Genomic DNA, 20,239 nt, shown 5'->3' with positions numbered 1-20,239 from the left:
ATAAGTCATGATTATTTCCTATTGATTAATTTTACTCTTGAGTTTTTTATTAACAATGGCACTAGAATCCCTAGTAAATAGTCCGATTATTGCATTTACCATTCTTTTAGCAGTCATCTTGACTGTACCGCCAATATTTGAACGATTGCGGCTACCTGGATTAGTAGGTTTACTAGTAGCAGGTGTAATTTTGGGAGAAAATGGCTTAAAGCTATTAAATTCTGAGTCAGAAACTATCAATCTTCTTTCGGAGATTGGGAAAATTTATTTAATGTTTGTAGCGGGACTAGAAATTGATTTAGAACAATTTCGCAGAACCAGGAATCGCTCAATAGGTTTTGGCATTTTAACATTTATAGTACCCTTGATTTTTGGTATTATTGCCGGACGTTTATTTAACTTTAGTTGGAATACTAGTCTATTAATTGGTTCATTGCTAGCTTCTCATACTCTCTTAGCATATCCAATTGTGAGTCGGTTAGGAGTTGTTACAAATGAAGCTGTAACAGTCACAATTGGGGCAACAATTTTTACTGATACAGGTGCTTTATTAGTATTAGCAATTTGTGTAGGCATTCATGGTGGAGATTTTTCAGCTTTAAGTTTAGCAACTTTGTTAGGTGGTTTAGCAATATATTCTGCTGTTGTTCTTTTTGGCTTTGATTGGGCAGGAAAACAGTTTTTTCGGCGTTCTGGAGATGAACAAAGTAATCAATTTCTATTTATATTACTAGCATTATTTCTCGCCTCTGTGGGGGCACAAGTCATTGGCGTTGAAAAAATTGTTGGTGCATTTTTAGCAGGTTTAGCTGTTAACGATGTACTAGGGAGAAGTCCAGTTAAAGAAAAAGTTGAATTTATTGGCAGTGCATTATTTATCCCATGTTTTTTTATAGACATGGGATTATTAATTGATATTCCAGCTTTCTTAAAAACTCTCAGTTCAATTTGGCTGACTGTAGTGATTGTCATCGCCTTAATTGGTAGCAAATTTATCGCCGCATTCATAGCTAAATTACTTTACCGTTACAACAATGCAGAATTGCTAACAATGTGGTCGTTATCGTTACCACAAGTAGCAGCAACCCTAGCCGCAGCATTAGTTGCTTATCAAACTGTCAATCCTGCTGGCGAGCGGTTAATTAATGAAGGTGTATTAAATAGTGTAATTGTTCTGATGTTGGTTACTTCCATAATGGGGCCAGTAATCACAGCCAGAAGTGCTACTTTGTTGCAAGTATCTGAGGCAGATTTGGCGGCAGATAAATTGACAACTTGGTGGGAAAGTTCTGAGGAAGAATTGCTAGAAAAACACGCCGAAAATTTTACTATTATAGTGCCGATATATAATCCCCAAACTCAACGCTATCTCATAGAAATGGCAGCTTTATTAGCTCGGCATGAATCTGGGAAAATTGTGCCATTAGCGATTACTAAAGCTCACATTCAAATGGACGATCCGCAATTAGTACTAGCGTTGGAAGAAAATAAGAAAAGACTAAATTTGGCTAAAGAAATTAGTCAGGAATTTAATGTAGAAGTATTGCCTGTAATTCGGATAGATGATGATGCAGCTTTAGGAATTAGCCGCACTAGTCGCGAACAAAATGCCAATTTAGTGGTGATGGGTTGGTCGCGGACAACTGGTTTGCGTGCCCGTTTGTTTGGTAGTGTGATTGATAGCGTGTTTTGGTCTTCTCACTGTCCGGTAGCAGTAACACGCTTGTTAAGTAGTCCGGCGACTATTCAAAGAATTATGGTACCTGTTGGGGACTTAACCAAACAAACCATAGGCGCTGTCAGGTTCGCGCAAATTTTAGCGGATGTCAACCAAGCAGAAGTGGTACTCTTACATGTGAGCGATCGCAAAACTCCCCCACAATTGGTAGATAGATTTACCGCTCAATTGTCAGAAATCGTTGATAAAGGTCAGTTACAGGTAAATACTCATATTCAAACCATTAAAGGCGATGATATTGCGAGAGTCATTATTCACGAAGCGCAGAAGTTTGATTTAGCTGTACTACGTTCTGTACGTTATCGTACAGCTGGGGGATTAGCTGTCAGCCATGTGACAACTCAGGTAATTAGAGAATTGAAATGTTCAATAGTTTTGTTAGGAGAGCCTAATTCTTAAGTAGCTCGGTGTTATTAAATATAATTGGCAAGGGCTGTCATTTGTCATTGGTCATTTGTCATTTGTTAGGTTATATACAGGAATCCGATTTGATTATTGAAAAAATTTAATACTAATTTACAGCAGTTTTCACCTATTTAAACCACATCTGTCGTAGGGGCACGGCACCGACAATCTTTTGGGACATACAATAATTTTACTAGTGCCGTGCCCCTACAGTGTGGTCTATTTACCTGAAAATTGCTGTAAGTAATGTTTGTGTTACATCAATATATTCTAGAGGGCATGGCAATGCCATGCCCCTACCATCTGTTGCATTCTTTTTTCAAATTGGTATAAGTATATGTAAGGTGCATTACACTTCGTGGTAATGCACCTTATTTTGATTTTGCTACTTTGTGCTATGGCTCCCCTAATTCTAGAGAGTATGATTTTTGGGGTTATAAAAAAGTGCCATAACTCTTGCCTAAGTAGACATCAGTATGGCAAACTCTAGTTCATCTAAAAATTGAGAAAAATGGCTTTTTTAGAGAGGTAGAAATTTTAAAACTACATCATTAGCTTAATAAATTAAGCCATAGACCAAGGACTCCATGCGGAAATTTTATCTTCCACTACATATACTCGCTTGCGGGAGTTACCATTGTCAGAAACTAAAACTTTCAGCGTAACTGTATAAACATTATTTACGATCTGATGACCGTAACCAATGACTTTACCTAATTGTCCAGTTTTTTGATTGATTACGTTGTCTTCCAGAGTAAACATAATAGTAACTCCCTTACATGAACAGTTGGTAAATGGTATTTCATATATTATTGACATTATCTAAAATAAAAACTTCAGCCTTTAAGTATATTCATTTTATTGCTGAAGAAATATTTGTATTTATTGGAAAATAAAATTATAAAATCACATCTTTTTTAAACAAAAAATAGCATTTTTGAACAATATAAATATCTTTATATTGCCCTTAGATATTTCCAAAATTCAATTTTTTGTAACTTCGTAAAGCTCTGAACTAACAACTATCGCATAGACAAGAAATAATCATTAATCAACAAATCATAGAGATTAAATTATTAGTCTTATCTGTGCCTATTTCTCACACTTTAAATCAGAAAAGTAGCGATAAAGTCTACAACAATCCAGTTTATATAGACATTCCCAATTCTTCTATCCGGTTGCGTACAGACAAAATGAAGATGATCTTATCACTTTAATTAAACAAGCGCTGGTATTCTGCTTTGACTATGCCATAACATTCACAAGCGGTTGTTTCTAAGCCTTTTCTATCAACAATCTGGATATTTCCTCGCTGATAAGAAATTAAGCCTCTACTTTGCAGTTTACTCGCTGTTTCGCTGACGCCAGAACGTCGCACACCCAGCATCGTAGATAAAAATTCTTGGGTGAGGGGAAGTGACTCGGAACCGATACCATCACTACTCATCAATAACCAGCGACTTAGCCTAGCTTCTATATTATGAAGACGGTTACAGCCTGTACTTTGCGAGCCTAAGACAATTACTGTATGTATATAACGGTAGAGAATCTTTTGTAGTGCGTTGCTAGTTTTGAAAGCCTCTTTGAGAATACCTGCTTTGATCCGCACGGCTTTTCCGGGGATTTGTGCTAACGTTTGCATCGGTGTTGTGCTTGCATCCAATATAATTGGTACGCCAGCCATTCCTTCTCGTCCAATACAGCCGGATTCGACTGTAGAACCGTCCTCCATCATTGCCACGAGAGACAGCAATGAATTCACAGGAAAATAGGCATAGGGAATAGGCTCATGAGCCTCAATTATTACTTGTCCTAGTGATAGGGAGACTATCTCCAGATGAGGATATAAGCTGTTTAACTCATCAGGAGGTAATTGGGCAAGCAGTCTATTTTGCGTAACCATTGCTGCATCTTGATGATTAGACATCATCGATGCCTCCTGAGATTGATAAGTTTAATACTGGTGAAGTACCCACAGACTCCGCTTGCGCTACGTCTGGGGCTTCGCGTCTCATTCGCCGTTGCCTCCTTGTACAAGTACAGATTGGTCTTACACAGCGTCTCTCGGTTTACACCGTTTATCTCCTTAAGGGAGAACCCGCGCAGCCATCCCACTTCCTGGGACAGTTTGATTACTTATCGTCCTACTCGCCTTGGATTTACGACAATGGTCAACCAGCTAGGTTTTCAGATTCCCCGATCTACCGATCTATCTGCGGCAAGGTTCGTACACCTACTTTGAAGTTAGCCTGTCTGTTCAATACGGTCGGGTGGGTCAACAACCATAAGTATTTTCCCACATTCTCGTTGTGTAATCAAGATTCGCCCAAGATTCATCACCAAAGGGACGAAGACTCCACTGGGGGACTTCCCGCAAGGATTGTTAAATTAACTTGAAGCTCAAGCTTGCCAAAATCTCTAATTAAACTTCGTCCATTTTGAAACCTGGAGTAGTGATGGCTCTCTAGCCCGCTACTCAGAGTAGGGAGCAAGATGCTCCCACTACTTTTAAAACTATGGTTCTCAAAATAGATGTGGTTTAGTTAGATATTTTTCTATCTATAGCCAAAATCTAGCTTAACAATCGCTGCCAGGTTAGTTCTTTTGTCGTCTCATCCCAATGCCAGCGTAATAAATTAGCGGGTTGATGGGTTGCAATTGCGGGTAAACCGATCGCTTTTCTCGGTGCATCGGTAGCTAATGCGATCGCTCTTTCTACGTCACATATCCCCCATTTTACCAAGTTCTGTACCCCAATCAATAAAGGTAATGTTGTCCCTGATAAAGTCCCATCAGGCAATCTAGCTGTGCCATTTTTGACTTCTATCTGCCGACTATCCCAAGGATACACTCCATCGGGTAGCCCCAGAGGTGCTAAAGCATCGCTGACGAGAAATAATCCTGAAGTAGCACGCAGGAGAATTTGCAGCATAGTTGGTGTCACATGCTCCCCATCGGCAATAAAACCACACATTACACCAGGATGGGTAATGGCTGCGCCTAATAATCCTGGTTCGCGATGATGTAATGGTGGCATAGCATTAAAGGCATGGGTAACCATTGTTGCACCCAATTTAAAAGCTTGTTGAGCTTGGGCAGCTGTGGCTTGAGAATGCCCTAAACTGACTGTAATCCCCAAAGAACGCAAATATGGGATGACTTGGTGAGTGGGATCTAATTCTGGCGCGAGGGTGATAACTTTAACAATTTGGCTATAATCGCCCAATAATCTTTTAACTTGGTCAATTGTTAAAGGTAACAAGTATTCTGCTGGATGTGCGCCGCGTTTTTGCGCATTTAAAAATGGCCCTTCTAAATGTACGCCGAGAATTTGCGCATCTGCTGTTTGACTGGTAATAAAATCAGCAATGATAGAAAGCGATCGCTGGATATTTTCTATTGAAGTTGTGACTAATGTTGGTAAAAATCCATCTACGCCCACATTACCTAAAAATTGCGTAATTTTTGGTAAAAAGTGAGCATTATCTGCTTGTAATTCCGGAAATGCTAACCCCAATGCACCATTAATCTGCAAATCAACACCACCTAAAGAAATCCAATCACCTGCAACATCTAAAACTGGCAAATCAGCAGATGAAACCCGTTTAAATACTGTCGTCATCGGTAATATTTGCTCAATTATCCCCTGAGAATTAATCAAGAGCATTTGCAAGCCTTGATAACCTGGAATTCTGGCATTGATGATATCTAAATTTTGCGCGATCGCAGTTGGTGTTGCTTTAGTCATACATTGGCGGGAAAATAGCTAAATCTGATTTGTCAATAGTCAATAGTCAATAGTCAATAGTCCAAATAATCCAAAATCTAAAATTCCTATGGCTCCCCTTATCGGTATTATCATGGGCAGTGATTCTGACTTGCCCACAATGAAAGATGCGATCGCAATTTGTGATGAATTTGGCATTGAGCGCGAAGTGGCGATCGTTTCTGCTCATCGTACCCCAGAACGCATGGTGCAGTACGCGCAACTTGCCCATCAACGGGGTATTAAAGTAATTATTGCCGGTGCTGGTGGTGCAGCCCATTTGCCGGGAATGGTAGCTTCTTTAACACCACTACCAGTAATTGGTGTGCCGGTAGCTACTCGTAATTTACAAGGTGTTGATTCTTTGTATTCAATTGTACAAATGCCTGCTGGTATACCTGTAGCCACAGTAGCCATAGGTAATGCTAAAAATGCTGGTTTGTTAGCAGTACAAATTCTGGCGACTCAGCAACCAGAATTACTTGAAAAAGTCCAAAAATACCGTCAAACATTGGCTGAATCAGTTCTGACAAAGCAAGCCAAACTAGAACAACTTGGTTACGAACAATATTTAAAAGAAGAATTGTAAGATTTTTACAACCCAATTTGAGAGTAAATTGTAATTTTATTACTTAACATGTAGTAAAATTACTATATTTGTATTGTTATTATTTATTCCCTACAGAGATTCCAAACCTTCTAAACAAAGTTTCTTTAATCTTCTGTATAAAAATTTAATATTTTTTTGGTATTTTGCCTGTGATGTCAGGAAATGCTGAAATACAGAGATTCAGTTTACTACGATCCCCAATCTAGCTACTTTAGCCAGAGATAGAAAAAACAAATCGTATATCCTGATACAGAATTATGTTTTTGGTAACATAGACAATCAATCAAATTTATCAATGAGTTTATAAATATTTGTCTTGAGGAAGAAATATATCTAATTCCTAAGTACAACATTTTATGGATTCTCAACCAACCTTTTGTAGCAAGTGGAGTTGCCATCATCAGTTAATCTCAGTGTAAATTTAATATTTGTTCTGGTTCTCTAGCCTGCCAACAGGACAAGAACGTAATGAAACATTAGTTATCTGCAATTAAATTCTTAACGCAGGTTCTCCAATCAAACTTTGTACTTTATCGTTGGTTAACACAAATAACCAATGAACAATAAATAGTGACTAATCGCAGTCGAAATTCAGCAATGTCTAGATTTTCAGCTTGACAGTTCAAAAATTAAAGATTCAATGAAAAAGACTTGACTGATTGTTGCATGAGCGACATAATAACGAATTTTTGAAATCTCCCAAAAAATTTGCCAAGTTATTTACAAAAGTAGCAATTGTTTCTTAAACTTTTATTTAGGTTATTTGAGTTTCTGGTTGGCAAACAAATTGCTTGAAATGCAAATGTAAAAATTGTCTTGATGTCAATTCAAGCCCTGTTTTTTCAGTGCTGACATATTTGTCCCATTAACAATGGTTTGGAGTAAGATGTTCAACTTAATGCACAAGCAGAAATTAAAAACACAAAATAGGCGTAGGTCTATAAAGGCTGTTTCTAAAACTTCACAATATAAATCAAAAACTAACCTATTCACAAAAATTAAGCGACTATCTCCCAATTGGCAAGCTTGTCTATTATTAGCTGCTGTCATCGTCATGGGATGGGGATATGCAGCCGTTGCTCAGGCTCCAGCTACAGCGCCAGCCGGGCCAACAACAGCAGATCTAAAAATTGCGATTGACACTTTATGGGTAGCGATCGCCGCCTTTTTGGTATTCTTCATGAACGCTGGTTTTTGTATGTTAGAAACCGGCTTCTGTCGCCAAAAAAATGCTGTGAACGTCCTAGCCAAAAACTTGATTGTATTTGCCCTCTCGACAGTAGCGTTTTGGGCAATTGGTTTTGGCTTGATGTTTGGCGATGGCAATGATTTTATCGGGCTGAATGGATTTTTCCTTGCAGGCCAAGATAACAGTCCCGCGACTGGCGAGGCTTACAAAGGTGTTTTTAGCGCACTGAGTTGGACAGGCGTTCCTTTAGCAGCTAAGTTTTTATTTCAGTTAGTGTTTGCTGGTACAGCCGCCACAATTGTTTCTGGTGCAGTTGCAGAACGAATTAAATTTGTTGACTTCTTAATTTTCAGCGTCTTACTTGTAGGTATTGCCTATCCCATTACCGGACATTGGATTTGGGGTGCTGGTTGGTTAGCTGATATGGGTTTTTGGGATTTTGCTGGTTCTACAGTAGTCCACTCAGTCGGTGGTTGGGCGGCTTTAATGGGCGCAGCATTTCTTGGCCCCCGCATTGGTAAATATCAAGATAAGCAAGTTGTCGCCCTACCCGGCCACAACATGAGTATTGCTACCTTAGGCTGTTTAATTCTCTGGCTGGGTTGGTTTGGCTTTAACCCCGGTTCAGTAATGGCTGCTGACCCCAGTGCAATTACTCACATTGCTTTAACAACCAATATGGCGGGAGCAGTTGGCGGTATTGCTGCGACAATTACAGCTTGGCTGTACTTGGGTAAACCAGACCTATCAATGATTATCAATGGTATCTTGGCAGGTTTAGTTGGTGTTACAGCCTCTTGTGCTTACGTCAGCATTGGTAGTTCTGTAGTTATTGGCTTAATTGCGGGAATAATTGTAGTTTTCGCTGTCCCCTTCTTTGACAAACTTGGCATTGACGACCCAGTAGGCGCAACTTCAGTTCACCTAGTTTGTGGTGTTTGGGGAACTCTAGCAGTTGGTTTATTTTCTGTTGGGCCTGGTGGTTATCCTTGGATGGTTGACTTAGCAGGTAAACCAGTAGGGCCGCATGGATTATTCATGGGTGGTGGCTTCAGCACATTAATTCCCCAAATTGTTGGCATTCTAGCTGTAGGTGGTATTACTGTACTTCTCAGCAGTATATTTTGGCTAGCATTAAAAGCTACCTTAGGTATCCGTGTTACTCGCCAAGAAGAGTTGGAAGGCTTGGATATTGGCGAACATGGTATGGAAGCCTACAGCGGATTTATTACCGAATCCAGTACAGACGGATTTTCTCAAGGCTATAGTTCTGGAGATATTCCCCAAGGTAGCGATATACCAAATACTCTGTAACTGGTTGTAAATTTCAAATCTGTTGATTTTCTAGCTAAAAACCTACCCCTAGGAGTTTGATGCTCATACAGGTGGTAGGATTTTTATTTTCTATTTTCCCTCTAAAAAATAGTGAACATGATTAAGTCTCTAGTTTATTTTTTCTGGGCTGGTTTATTTGAAATAGCAGGTGGTTACTGAATTTGGTTATGGTTGTGAGAAGGTAAATCTATTTTGTGGGGAATTGCGGGTGGAATTGCTTTAGCTATTTATGGAATTATAGCCACATTCAACCTGCAAATTTTGGCAGAGTTTATGCTGCTTATGGTGGTGTATTTATAGTTATGGCAATGCTTTGGGGATGGAGAGTAGACGGTGTAGCTCCAGATATATATGATTTAATTGGCGCATATTTCAGCTTGATTAGTGTCTTTGTAATTATGTATGGACGCAGCATATAGAAATCCGATACTGATTGATTCGGACATTATTGTAGAGACTGGTATTGAGATATCAACAATTAATCATTTTAAGAGTTATTGAGTATAGCTATGGCAGCATTTATAGGTGAGAGCAATCAAAATTACTACCCAAATAATTGATTTTGCTGTTAAGACTAATGAGAATCTTTCTGATTTATTACTGATTTAGTACTGATTAGTAGTAACTGCTCTGTGAAAAGGTAATGTAACATACCATAAAAAGCTAAAAAATTTTGAGAAAATAAATTACATTACATTACATTTATCGAATATAAAAATGTAATTATTGTATCTTTATACGATTATTCAATATTTATCATAAGCAATTAGTATTATATTTCTATTAACCTTTCTAAATAACTAAAGTTGATAGCCTGAAGAAATATAGAGTATAAAAAAGTACTCTAATTTGGAGAAGGAAATCAACTATCTAGGCGATCGGGGACAAAAAAGTGTTGAAGAAAGTTGTCATGATTGGGGTGATAACCCTATTACTGCTAGGAGGCCCGCTCATGGGCGATGCTTTAGCCCAAGCGGCGGCTACTCCTCCACCGACAGCTGATACTGGAGATACAGCATTTATGCTGATTTCGGCAGCACTAGTGCTGTTGATGACACCAGGATTAGCATTTTTCTATGGTGGATTTGTGCGATCGCGCAATATCCTCAACACATTGATGATGAGCTTTGTGTTAATGGCCATTGTCGGAGTTACCTGGGTTTTGTGGGGCTATAGCCTTTCCTTTGCCCCAGGAACGCCATTTATTGGTGGATTGCAGTGGCTCGGTTTGAATGGCGTTGGCTTGGATGTGACTGGTTATCTCCAAGGCTCCAACCCGCCTGAGGTTGTTTCCTATGCAGGGACAATACCGCACCAAGCATTCATGATTTATCAAGCCATGTTTGCCATTATCACCCCAGCCTTAATTTCTGGAGCGATCGCCGAACGGATGAGCTTTAAAGCTTATGCTTTGTTTGTGCTGCTATGGTCAACCTTTATTTATACTCCCTTAGCTCACATGGTTTGGGCTAAAGGCGGATTTTTAGGCTTGTATGGTGGTTTGGGTGCGCTTGACTTTGCTGGTGGAACAGTAGTTCACATTAGTTCGGGCGTTTCTGCTCTCGTCGCCGCGATCGTTCTTGGCCCTCGTAAAAGCCATCCCGATCGTCTCAGCCCACCGCACAACGTTCCTTTTATTTTGCTAGGTGCGGGCTTGCTGTGGTTTGGTTGGTTCGGCTTTAATGCTGGTAGTGCATTATCTATTGCTAGTGGAACTTCTGGAAACTTCGTCACCAATGCAGCCACAACAGCTTTTGTCGCCACCAATACCTCAGCCGCAGCAGGCGCTTTAATGTGGTTGATTTTGGAAGCAGCTTTACGCGGTAAACCTACCGCAGTAGGTGCAGCTACCGGAGCCGTCGCTGGGTTAGTCGGTATTACCCCAGCAGCCGGATTTGTTACACCTTTATCAGCGATTTTAATTGGCTTCATTACCTCTTTTGTTTGCTTCTATGCTGTCAGCTTCAAGCACAAATTAAAAGTTGACGATGCTTTAGATACTTACCCAGTGCATGGCGTTGGTGGTACAGTCGGTGCAATTTTAACCGCAATCTTTGCCACCCTAGAAGTCAACTCGGCTGGTAAAAATGGTGTACTCAAGGGCAATTTTAGCGAACTAGGAGTTGAACTAGTAGCTATTATCATTGCCTATGTAATTGCAGCAGTCGGTACTTGGATAATTTTGAAGATTATTGAAGCCACAGTTGGTTTGCGTGTCAAAGAAGAAGCCGAATACCAAGGTTTGGATATTAACGAACATGGAGAAGAAGGCTACAACTCCGAGTTTAGCGATCGCGTTAATGTTTCATAGCCAATAGGTAACTTCACCATTAATCTTCTCTGCAAGTCCGATAGACTATCAAGCGTGAGAAACGGTATCTCAGTAATCCTCAACCCTCTGAATTTTTGCCTGATATGCTAGGTAGTTTTCAGAGGGTTATTTGTTAATTTTTATGGCTAAGTTTTTATCGAGTTCAGACAATTCTTAATTAAAAATATCCTATTGTTATGTTTTTATCGCGCTTTGCGTCTCGAAAAACATCTTTTTTTGACTGTTGCTCTAAATCTAGAACTAAAGTTTTTATTAATACTTTTTTCCTTCTGCCCTCTGCCCTCTGCCCTCTGCCTTTATTGTAAATGAAAATAAATTCCTTCTAGTCAATCTCAAGCAATATACAATAATCACCACAACGTTTCTTAGCAGATAGTGTGTATGCGCTTTCATGCTCCATTGAAATGTTATCTAGATATGATGTAGCAGTTAGCTGCTTTTTCCATAGCAGCATTTAAACCTTAAGATATTTTTGATAGTTCTTACGGGAATAGATGACAATAATATCAGTGCTAGCTGTGAGAATTCAGCGATGACAGAGCTTTCAAGGGTAAGGGAGTCCACGCTTGTATGTCAGAATTATGGAATATCTTGTTTAGTTCCGAAACTTTTATCCCGCATGGGCACTGCTATCTGTGGAAAACGGATTTAGTTTGGCTACACATCCTATCTGATGCAGTTATTGCGATCGCATATTATTCTATTCCCGCGACACTTTTTTACTTCGTTAACAAGCGTCAAGATCTTCCCTTCCATTGGGTATTTCTACTTTTTAGCGGATTTATTGTAGCTTGTGGCACTACTCATCTCATGGAAATTTGGACGCTTTGGCATCCAACTTATTGGCTATCAGGATTAATTAAAGCCTTAACTGCAACTATATCTTTATTTACAGCCTTACAACTTGTTCCTTTAGTTCCCCAAGCTTTAGCACTTCCTAGCCCTGCTCAATTAGAACAAGCTAACCAACAACTGCAAACACAAATAACTGAGCGCTTAAAAATCGAAGCCGAACTGAGAAAATACCAAAATCATTTAGAAGAGTTAGTCAATATTCGTACTAACGAGATTGTTCAAACTAACCAAAAACTTCAGCAAGAAGTCACAGAACGTCAACGCATTTTAGAAGCTTTGCGTCAAAGCGAAGAACGCTATCGTTATTTAGCTGAGGCTATTCCTCAACTTGTATGGACAGCTGATGCTAACGGTGAATGTGATTTTTTCAATGAAAATTGGTGTAATTATACTGGGTTAACAATAGAACAATCTTTAGGTTCTGGTTGGGTAGCTGCATTACATCCCGATGACGTACAAATTACTTATGAAACTTGGTTAAATGCTATCAGCAATAGCAGTTTATATGAAACAGAATACCGCTTTAAACGGGCATTTGATAATACCTATCGTTGGCAATTAGCACGAGGTTTACCCTTAAAAGATAACCAAGGTTATGTAGTTAAGTGGTTTGGCACTTCTACAGATATTCATGAACAAAAAGAGATCCAACAAGAGCGCGCTGAATTACTAGAATTAGAACAAGCCGCCAGAGCTAAAGCAGAAACAGCGAATCGAATTAAAGATGAATTTCTCGCAGTACTTTCTCACGAACTACGCACCCCAATGAATGCAATCTTAGGCTGGTCAAAGTTGTTACAAACTAGCAATTTAGAACCAGAAAAAACATTGCAAGCTCTAGCAACTATAGAACGTAATGCGAAATTACAGATGCAACTCATTGAGGACTTATTAGATATCTCCAGAATTTTACAAGGTAAATTAACACTAAATGTTACCACTATTTACTTAGAATCTATCATCTGGGCTGCACTAGAAACAATGTCTGTAGCTGCACAAACCAAGTCAATTCAGGTAAGTACAGTATTTGCAGCCAATGTAGGGCCAGTATTAGGTGATGCAACTCGCTTGCAACAAGTAGTTTGGAATTTACTTTCTAACGCCGTTAAGTTTACTCCCAACGGCGGTAGGATAGAAGTACGCTTGAGCAAGGCTGATAGCTATGCTCAAATTATCGTCAGCGATACAGGTAAAGGAATTAGCCCTGAATTTTTACCTTATGCATTCGATTACTTCCGTCAAGCAGATAGCAGTTCTACGAGAAGATTTGGCGGCTTAGGTTTAGGTTTAGCAATTGTTCGGAATATAGTGGAAATGCATGGCGGTACAGTGACAGCGCTGAGTCAAGGCGAAAATCAAGGTGCAACTTTTACTGTAAATTTACCGCTAGCGAAAACCGAAAATCAAGATTTAATCGCAGCACAAGATTCTTCCTCAGACTTAAAATCTAAGTTTTTGTCTCTAGCTGGGGTGCAAATTTTACTTGTTGATGATGATGCAGATTCCCTAGATTTTGTGGCGTTTGTCTTAGAAGAAGATGGCGCACAGGTGAGAACAGCATCTTCTGCATTAGCAGCATTACAAGCCATAGAACAGGAAAAGCCGGATATATTAGTCACCGATATTAGTATGCCTGATATGGATGGCTATACCTTATTGCGTCAACTGAGAACTTGGAGTTCAGAACAAGGGGGACAAATTCCCGCGATCGCGCTGACTGCTTTTGCGCGACAATACGATCGCCAACAAGCAATGCAAGCTGGCTTTCAGGTTCATTTACCTAAACCTGTAAACCCTGAAGAATTAGTGGCGGCTATTGTGAAACTCGTTAGCTAATGAATGCTAATTTGAGAATTGCAATTTTTATTGATTTAAGTATAAGTAGTTTAATGTAGGCGATCGCTCTGAATATTTTTTATTGAGGTGATTGCGGAACAATTTTATTTGTAGTAATTAATCGTTTAATTTCTGCTAATAAAACTGTCGGTTCTACAGGCTTATTGACATAACTTTGAAAACCAGAAGCTAAGGCTATGCTGCGACTTTCATCAGAGCTAAGAGCAGTTAAAGCAATAGCTGGTATCGCCTTTTGGTCACAAATACTGCCTTCTCTAATTTGACGAATTAAAGAATAACCATCCACTTCTGGCATTGCAATATCAGAAATTAAAATATCAAATTTTAATTGCTTAATTGTTTCCAAAGCTTGAAATACCGACATTGCTGTTTGTACTTCCAAGCCATTGTTTTCTAAGATAAACGTAGTTAAAATTAAACTATCTTCATTATCATCTACTAATAAAACTCGCAAGCCATCAAGAGATGGAAAGTCTTTTGTATCTTCTTGGAGATGCGAGTTGCCAGTGTTACTTGTCATTTTTAACATGTGCCTCCTTAGTTGCCTGCATCAATTACGGAGGAACTCCCAAGAGACAGCTATATCTAACTGCCTCTTGGGAATCTAACAACAAGCTACCACAACATTAGACATCTATCCGGTGAAATATTTTTTTGCTCAATGCAATGTTCAACCTATATAAGCTTTTATTAGCAAGTTATGAATCTTTTAAAGGCGGGTGCGGGGATTGTAGACGCGAAGCGGCTTCCCGTAGGGTACCCGCTATCCCCACAATGGTGGAGATACAACCGATAACCGCTCATAGAAATCTAGACAAAGCTACCCAATGATAGGCAAATCTAGACAACTATGTTTGTAATCTTAGTCCAAAGTCCTAAAACTACAGGGATAAACGGCAATCCCTCTATCCCATCCATAAAGTTTGGGATTACTTTACGAGCTATGTTGAGACTGCCATTGGTATCAGCATTGATGAATTTACCAGTGTGAGTTTTATATAAACCGCGTTGAATACGCTGACCACTAAACACAGGTTGATGATTGGTTTTGCTGTGATATACTGGCAACTCATCACCATCTAAAGCACTAGCTTTTGAGGTATAGCTTTCTTCAGTTAGTACAACTTCAATACCTGCTAACTGTGCTTTATAGGTCAACAAACTAATTAATTTAGCGTGAGGAATCTTAGTAAAATCCTGATTATTCTTTTTCCCGATATTGATATCTTGTTTCCATCGGAGATTGTTGCCGATGATTAATTGACCAATAGCATTTAACTGACACCAATCAATTATTCTACGACTGACAGTATGGAGATAATTATCAATCCGTCTATCACGCTTGCTGTTGAGCTTTTTTACCTGTCTTGTTGCCGCGATTGATTGTGCTTTGGCTACTCGTTTATTGAAGAACTGGTTAATACTTTTCAATGGTCTACCGTTAATCAAAAGCGATCTAATAGCGGGATGATTGGAAGTTACAGCCATTAAATTGTTTAAACCAAGGTCTATACCAGCAGAGTATTTACCACTTGATTTCATGGCATCTGCAACGGTGTAAATAACTTCAATAACATAGTGGTCAATCTTAGGAACAATCCTGACTTGGTCTACATTTTTAGCTTGAGTTGGGAACTCAATATGAGTTTGAGATAACTTAATGATTCTTTTAGTTAGAGCAGGTTTTGATATTGCATCTATTGGATAAATGACAATATTTCTCCCACGCTTTTTATGTTTGTATCCAGGCATTTTTGGCTTACCTAAATACTTTTCGGGATGCTTTGACCAATCTTTTAATGCAGCTAACCAACCTTTCCAAGCTTCAGACAATCTCCGAACAATTTGCTTACTAACCTTCGTAGGCAGATATCGATAAGCTTCTAAATTCTTGGTTTGGTGGTAAATATCAATAGAGTTGTAATATTTACTGGTTTCAAAGAAGTATTGACGCTGTACATAGTTAGCAGCATTGTAAAGATGCTTGGATTGTAATGCCAGATAATCGCATTCCTTCCAGAATTTATGCTGTCGATTGATAATGTGTTTTTCTACTAATTGCATTTGACTCGACCTCTCAAATGTTATAGCATAGTCAGTATACCAACAGATAATCCTAAAGTAAATGCCATTTCAGAAAAATAACAAAATTGGTGCTAAAAAAATTATTCAGCAAGAATTAGACCAACTACCAATATGCTTTAAAGGAAGACTGGGACAAAAAGAAAAACTTAAAGCCGTTCCAGACTGGCAAGAACGGCTGAGAGAATACGTTGATAAATTGCTTGAAGATATGGACAATCAGTAAGCTTTGGATAGCTTTGTCCAGATTTCAACTTACAGTTTCAAACCCTAAGTTCTTCGTCCTCAAAGGCAAGTTGCGAACCAGGATAACCCGCCATATAGTATAAATTCTCAAATATTCAGGGGGACACAGGAGCAGAGGAAGCAGAGGAAGCAAAAGAGATATTTAATCAATGCCCCATGCCCCATGCCCCATTTTAAAGTTCACCAGTAGCTAGCATCTGGATGATGCGAGGCGTTCCTGGATCGAACCCTGCTAAATCCCAAGATAGGGGATCTTTTGGATCTACTAAGGTAATGTTGTAAGGTGCCAGAGTGATATACACTGCCTTAGCATTGGGATTCACCTTCTCGCGGTACTGCGCCAAGGCTTGACTAGGATGCTTGTAACCAGCCCATGACTCGTTATCTGTCCAAAAGCAAATGACATCGGCTTTGAACTTATTTTGAATCATCCAGTCGTAAGCGACAGAAGCATCTGTACCACCAAAGTTTTGATTGCTAGCTTTGCTAAGTGCAGAACTAAAAGTATCTTTAGCGGTGATACCTAATTCTCTAAATTCCGTTGCAAAGCCGCGAATCATGTAGTTTTTTTCAGCTTTGGCTGTGACTAGCGCCATTGTCGTGGCAATTTCACAGCAGGTTAAGCCAACTGAATCAACCACACCCCAACACATAGAGCCAGATACATCCACAGCGTGCATAAAAACTTTACCCGTGGGTTGTACAACATCAAAAGATAGTTCTAGCGCCTTTTCTAAAATGTCTACAATCCGAGGTACTGGTTCCCATGTTTTCTGGCTGCGTCCTAATTTCCCACCAGATTGATAAGTTTTCAAAGCTTTTAAAACATCAATCGGATGTATTCGACCTTTACGCAGATGTTCTTGCTTGTTGAGAACGCTTTCTACTCGCAAAATATTAGCACTTTCATCAGCGCGTAATACACCTAATTCTGTCAAAGAACCAAGGTTACGCAGCATTGCGCCAATGGGCATTTCTTGGAAGAGTAACTGCCAAGCTTGCCGATCCATTTTACCTACAGGCGCAGCCATTTCGTGAGTTAGCCGTCCTTGTGCGATCGCTGTATGAGTTTCGCTAGGATTGCGCTTGAGCCACTCATACCACCAAATCTGCGCCAACGCTTCTGAAGGGATATCGGCTGGCAAATCTTCCCAACCTTTGACAACCCACTCATATAATTGACGGTGATTTTCTGTAGGTGGTTTGACATGGAATAACCGCAATGCATCTCGATGAGAAAAGCCTTGACGCTGTTGATATTTCAACAATTGATAAGCCAAACCTTTAACATCTTCCCGCGATAGCCAAGTTTTCCCAGCTTCGCGCACCACCTTACCAAATCCACGCAGAGATTTAGTGTAGTTCAGCCATTCGTAAAAATGGCTACCTGTACGTACAACTTGCCCAAATATCTCACCAAACGCCTTTTTAGCTTCTGGTGTTTCACCCATTGATAGCAGCACTAATGCCAATATCGGCGCACTGTTGTTGATGGCACGTCCATCGCTAGCATAGAGAATTTCCTCAGCAACTCGCCCTGGATTTTCCGCCACAGCTTGTTTGATAACTGTAACAAAATCTTCTGTTAATTCCTGCTTTCCGGCGTAGTAAGTGCTTTTAGCTGTACCAATCAACAGACAACGGCGCAGCATTTTCCAAATACCAGCATCAAACATATAGCCGCCGGAACGTCCTTGAATCATCTCTGCTTCCCGTCCGGGGATAGGCTGAGTTTGCGGTGTATTAGTTTTCTTTTTAGTAAAAAAATTATAATTCATGACTTCATCTCCCGGCCCTTGCGGGCAAAAATGAAAGGTGGCAGGGCATGAACCAAGGACTACGGGTAATTAACCCGTTCAATGCTCTACCCAATTGAGCTACCTATCCACGTACAAACTCAGAACTTGTACTAATACCAATTTGAAGAATGATCGCTACAAATGTAGGTTGGGTTGAGGAACGAAACCCAACATCCCAAAGCCTTGTATATGTTGGGTTTACACACGGTAAGCCCAACCTACGCATCTGTCGCATTCTTTTTTTAAATTGGTATAAGTTTTTCGGATGATTCAAAATTAAATTTTGGCGGATGGGGCAGGAATTGAACCTGCAACTTTTGAATTGACGATAACCCTCAACTCGTCGGCCTTTTCAGGCAAGGTTGTGAACCAAGGACTATGGGTGTTAACCCATTCAACGCTCTACCAAATTGAGCTACCCATCCATGTAAAAATTCAAAATTAGATTTAGATTGTTGGTGGTGGGGCAGGAGTCGAACCTGCGATCGCTCGAACCTAAATCGATAACCCTCAATTCGTCGGCCTTTGCAGGCAAAAGGTGAATAAGGATAAGCGCCTTACCACTTGGCTACCCACCACATAAAAATTCAAAATTAAAAAAATTAGGTTTGATTGTAGCGGAGCAGGATTTTCACCTACACCTCCAGAACTTATAATCAAGGATTTTTGTTGTTAAGTAATTTGCGATAACCCTCGATATGTCGGCCATGACGGGCAAGGTGGGCGCTCTGGTATTTGAGCTATCCGCTACGGTTAAAAGTTAAAAGCTTACTCCTTTGGGAACATCGCCTTGTATTATTAATGTAATTTATGTAGTATGCGCTGTCAAGTATCTCCGACACTAATTTTGTAATTGATTGCCTAAACAAATAAGCAAGTTACAACTACAGCCGTTTTCATCCCATTTCTAGAAATGCCAGCTAATGATAATTTTCTCTCTAGGACTGCTTTTATCCGGCGAAGTATAGATAAACACTGTCGTATCTATTTTTGCCAATAATTGCTAACGGCAAAAAATGCTTTTTTCGGCAAAAAGCCTGATTTAACGTCACTATAGCCTAGATATTTTGTCAATTATTCAGGCTGGTTACAGTGTATCAAAAATATTGATGTTATATTTTTCCAACAAATTTGCCGTGACTTTGCCAAAATATACAAAAAAATGTCACAATTTTTGCCAAGATAATAGTTATTTCTTTTTTTACAATTCACTTGGCAGCAATGAGCATGAGTGAAAAGACATTAGAAGGCGGCGGGAAGGCTTTTCTCGTTCTGCTTTTGCCCATCTCGTTTTTGATTATTTTCCTGGTAACTACTTGGAAATTTTTGCTAGCTTTGATTTTCTTGCTAACCGGCTTTAATCTTTGGCAATGGCGTCAATGGCAAAACTGGTGTGGGCAAGTTAATCCAATTTTCAATCGTCTAGTTCTGGACAATCAAGGTAAAGTCACGCCAATGGACTTGGCAATTAAGGGTAATTTTTCGGGAACAGTCGCCAAACGTTACCTAGATACAAAAGCCAGCGAATTTGGTGCGAGTATTCAGAATTTGGAAGATGGCAATCTGGTTTATTACTTTATCAATGCCACCATTTTGGGAAGCATACTCGAAAGTAGCGAACCAGTTAAAGAACTTCCGGCTAAATCATTTGTCCCGACTGAGCCTGTATTATTAGCACCCACGCTACCACAGACGCAGCCTGAAGCCGAAGCAGCGGAAGTAGAAGTAGAAGAACTAGCAGTAGAAACTGAAGCTGAATTGTTACCCCCGGTAACTCATGCAGCGGTTACAGTTCCTTTGGAAAAACAGTTAGTTTTTGGCTCTCTGATTCAATCAGAACTGGCTAAGAGATTAAATGTTTATTCCAGTACGGTATATAAACGGCGCAACGATCCTGATTTTCCTGAATGGAGTCGCAGCCGCGATCCTGATGGTATTGCTTGGTCATTTTCCCGGAGAAATAAAGAATTTTTCCCTTTGGACGAAGAAGATAAAAGTTAAACTTAAGTAAGTTGGCGCAATTGA

The 20,239-nt window shown here is 39.7% G+C and carries 14 protein-coding genes and 2 tRNA genes; 8 read left to right on the top strand and 8 right to left on the bottom strand.

Annotated features, from left to right (window positions below):
• Positions 1 to 55 precede the first annotated feature (55 nt).
• The gene (locus H6G08_RS13510; RefSeq protein ID WP_190543072.1) at positions 56 to 2,137 is read left to right on the top strand and encodes a cation:proton antiporter domain-containing protein; all 2,082 of its coding nucleotides are present in this window, start codon (positions 56 to 58) and stop codon (positions 2,135 to 2,137) included.
• Between the two features lie 570 nt (positions 2,138 to 2,707).
• Here H6G08_RS13510 and H6G08_RS13505 read toward each other — a convergent pair.
• From H6G08_RS13505 to nagA, 3 genes are all read right to left on the bottom strand, one after another.
• Positions 2,708 to 2,905 (bottom strand): hypothetical protein, encoded by a 198-nt coding sequence (locus tag H6G08_RS13505; RefSeq protein WP_190543070.1) that lies wholly within the window; start codon positions 2,903 to 2,905, stop codon positions 2,708 to 2,710.
• 451 nt (positions 2,906 to 3,356) lie between these two features.
• Positions 3,357 to 4,073: a Crp/Fnr family transcriptional regulator gene (locus H6G08_RS13500; protein WP_199322562.1), complete on the bottom strand. Its 717-nt coding sequence runs from the start codon at positions 4,071 to 4,073 to the stop codon at positions 3,357 to 3,359.
• A gap of 642 nt (positions 4,074 to 4,715) precedes the next feature.
• The gene (nagA, locus tag H6G08_RS13495; protein WP_190543067.1) at positions 4,716 to 5,891 is read right to left on the bottom strand and encodes an N-acetylglucosamine-6-phosphate deacetylase; all 1,176 of its coding nucleotides are present in this window, start codon (positions 5,889 to 5,891) and stop codon (positions 4,716 to 4,718) included.
• 88 nt (positions 5,892 to 5,979) lie between these two features.
• Here nagA and purE point away from each other — a divergent pair, with 88 nt between their 5' ends.
• From purE to H6G08_RS13470, 5 genes are all read left to right on the top strand, one after another.
• Entirely contained in the window at positions 5,980 to 6,498 is a 519-nt protein-coding gene (purE, locus tag H6G08_RS13490) for a 5-(carboxyamino)imidazole ribonucleotide mutase (RefSeq protein ID WP_190543065.1), read from the top strand.
• 919 nt (positions 6,499 to 7,417) lie between these two features.
• The gene (locus H6G08_RS13485) at positions 7,418 to 9,022 is read left to right on the top strand and encodes an ammonium transporter (RefSeq protein ID WP_190543230.1); all 1,605 of its coding nucleotides are present in this window, start codon (positions 7,418 to 7,420) and stop codon (positions 9,020 to 9,022) included.
• Positions 9,023 to 9,237: 215 nt separating this feature from the next.
• On the top strand, positions 9,238 to 9,462 hold the full coding sequence (locus H6G08_RS13480) for a YnfA family protein (RefSeq protein WP_313941852.1): 225 nt from the start codon (positions 9,238 to 9,240) through the stop codon (positions 9,460 to 9,462).
• A 533-nt stretch (positions 9,463 to 9,995) separates the two neighbouring features.
• Positions 9,996 to 11,354: an ammonium transporter gene (locus tag H6G08_RS13475; RefSeq protein WP_242046151.1), complete on the top strand. Its 1,359-nt coding sequence runs from the start codon at positions 9,996 to 9,998 to the stop codon at positions 11,352 to 11,354.
• A gap of 591 nt (positions 11,355 to 11,945) precedes the next feature.
• Complete coding sequence (locus H6G08_RS13470; RefSeq protein ID WP_190543061.1) at positions 11,946 to 14,066, top strand: hybrid sensor histidine kinase/response regulator; 2,121 nt, start codon at positions 11,946 to 11,948, stop codon at positions 14,064 to 14,066.
• Between the two features lie 79 nt (positions 14,067 to 14,145).
• On the opposite strand, the gene H6G08_RS13465 is transcribed toward H6G08_RS13470, so the two are convergent.
• A complete protein-coding gene (locus H6G08_RS13465; RefSeq protein WP_190543059.1) occupies positions 14,146 to 14,607 on the bottom strand; it encodes a response regulator in 462 nt (153 codons plus the stop codon).
• Positions 14,608 to 14,927: 320 nt separating this feature from the next.
• Complete coding sequence (locus H6G08_RS13460) at positions 14,928 to 16,151, bottom strand: RNA-guided endonuclease InsQ/TnpB family protein (protein WP_190543057.1); 1,224 nt, start codon at positions 16,149 to 16,151, stop codon at positions 14,928 to 14,930.
• Between the two features lie 61 nt (positions 16,152 to 16,212).
• Here H6G08_RS13460 and H6G08_RS13455 point away from each other — a divergent pair, with 61 nt between their 5' ends.
• Positions 16,213 to 16,395: a hypothetical protein gene (locus H6G08_RS13455; protein WP_190543055.1), complete on the top strand. Its 183-nt coding sequence runs from the start codon at positions 16,213 to 16,215 to the stop codon at positions 16,393 to 16,395.
• Positions 16,396 to 16,588: 193 nt separating this feature from the next.
• Here H6G08_RS13455 and H6G08_RS13450 read toward each other — a convergent pair whose 3' ends face one another.
• The 3 genes from H6G08_RS13450 to H6G08_RS13440 all read right to left on the bottom strand — a co-directional run bounded on the left by H6G08_RS13450 (position 16,589) and on the right by H6G08_RS13440 (position 18,792).
• Entirely contained in the window at positions 16,589 to 18,193 is a 1,605-nt protein-coding gene (locus H6G08_RS13450) for a TROVE domain-containing protein (RefSeq protein WP_190543053.1), read from the bottom strand.
• Between the two features lie 305 nt (positions 18,194 to 18,498).
• Positions 18,499 to 18,639 (bottom strand) — tRNA-OTHER (locus H6G08_RS13445).
• Positions 18,640 to 18,672: 33 nt separating this feature from the next.
• Positions 18,673 to 18,792 (bottom strand) — tRNA-OTHER (locus tag H6G08_RS13440).
• Positions 18,793 to 19,441: 649 nt separating this feature from the next.
• Between H6G08_RS13440 and H6G08_RS13435 the strand changes: the two genes are divergently transcribed.
• The gene (locus H6G08_RS13435) at positions 19,442 to 20,215 is read left to right on the top strand and encodes a hypothetical protein (protein ID WP_190543051.1); all 774 of its coding nucleotides are present in this window, start codon (positions 19,442 to 19,444) and stop codon (positions 20,213 to 20,215) included.
• Positions 20,216 to 20,239 lie beyond the last annotated feature (24 nt).

This window comes from Calothrix anomala FACHB-343 (genome assembly GCF_014696435.1).
GTDB classification, from domain to species: Bacteria; Cyanobacteriota; Cyanobacteriia; order Cyanobacteriales; family Nostocaceae; genus Aulosira; species Aulosira anomala_A.
The sequence above is the reverse complement of the archived record's forward strand: the minus strand, read 5'-3'. Positions and strand labels throughout refer to the sequence as shown.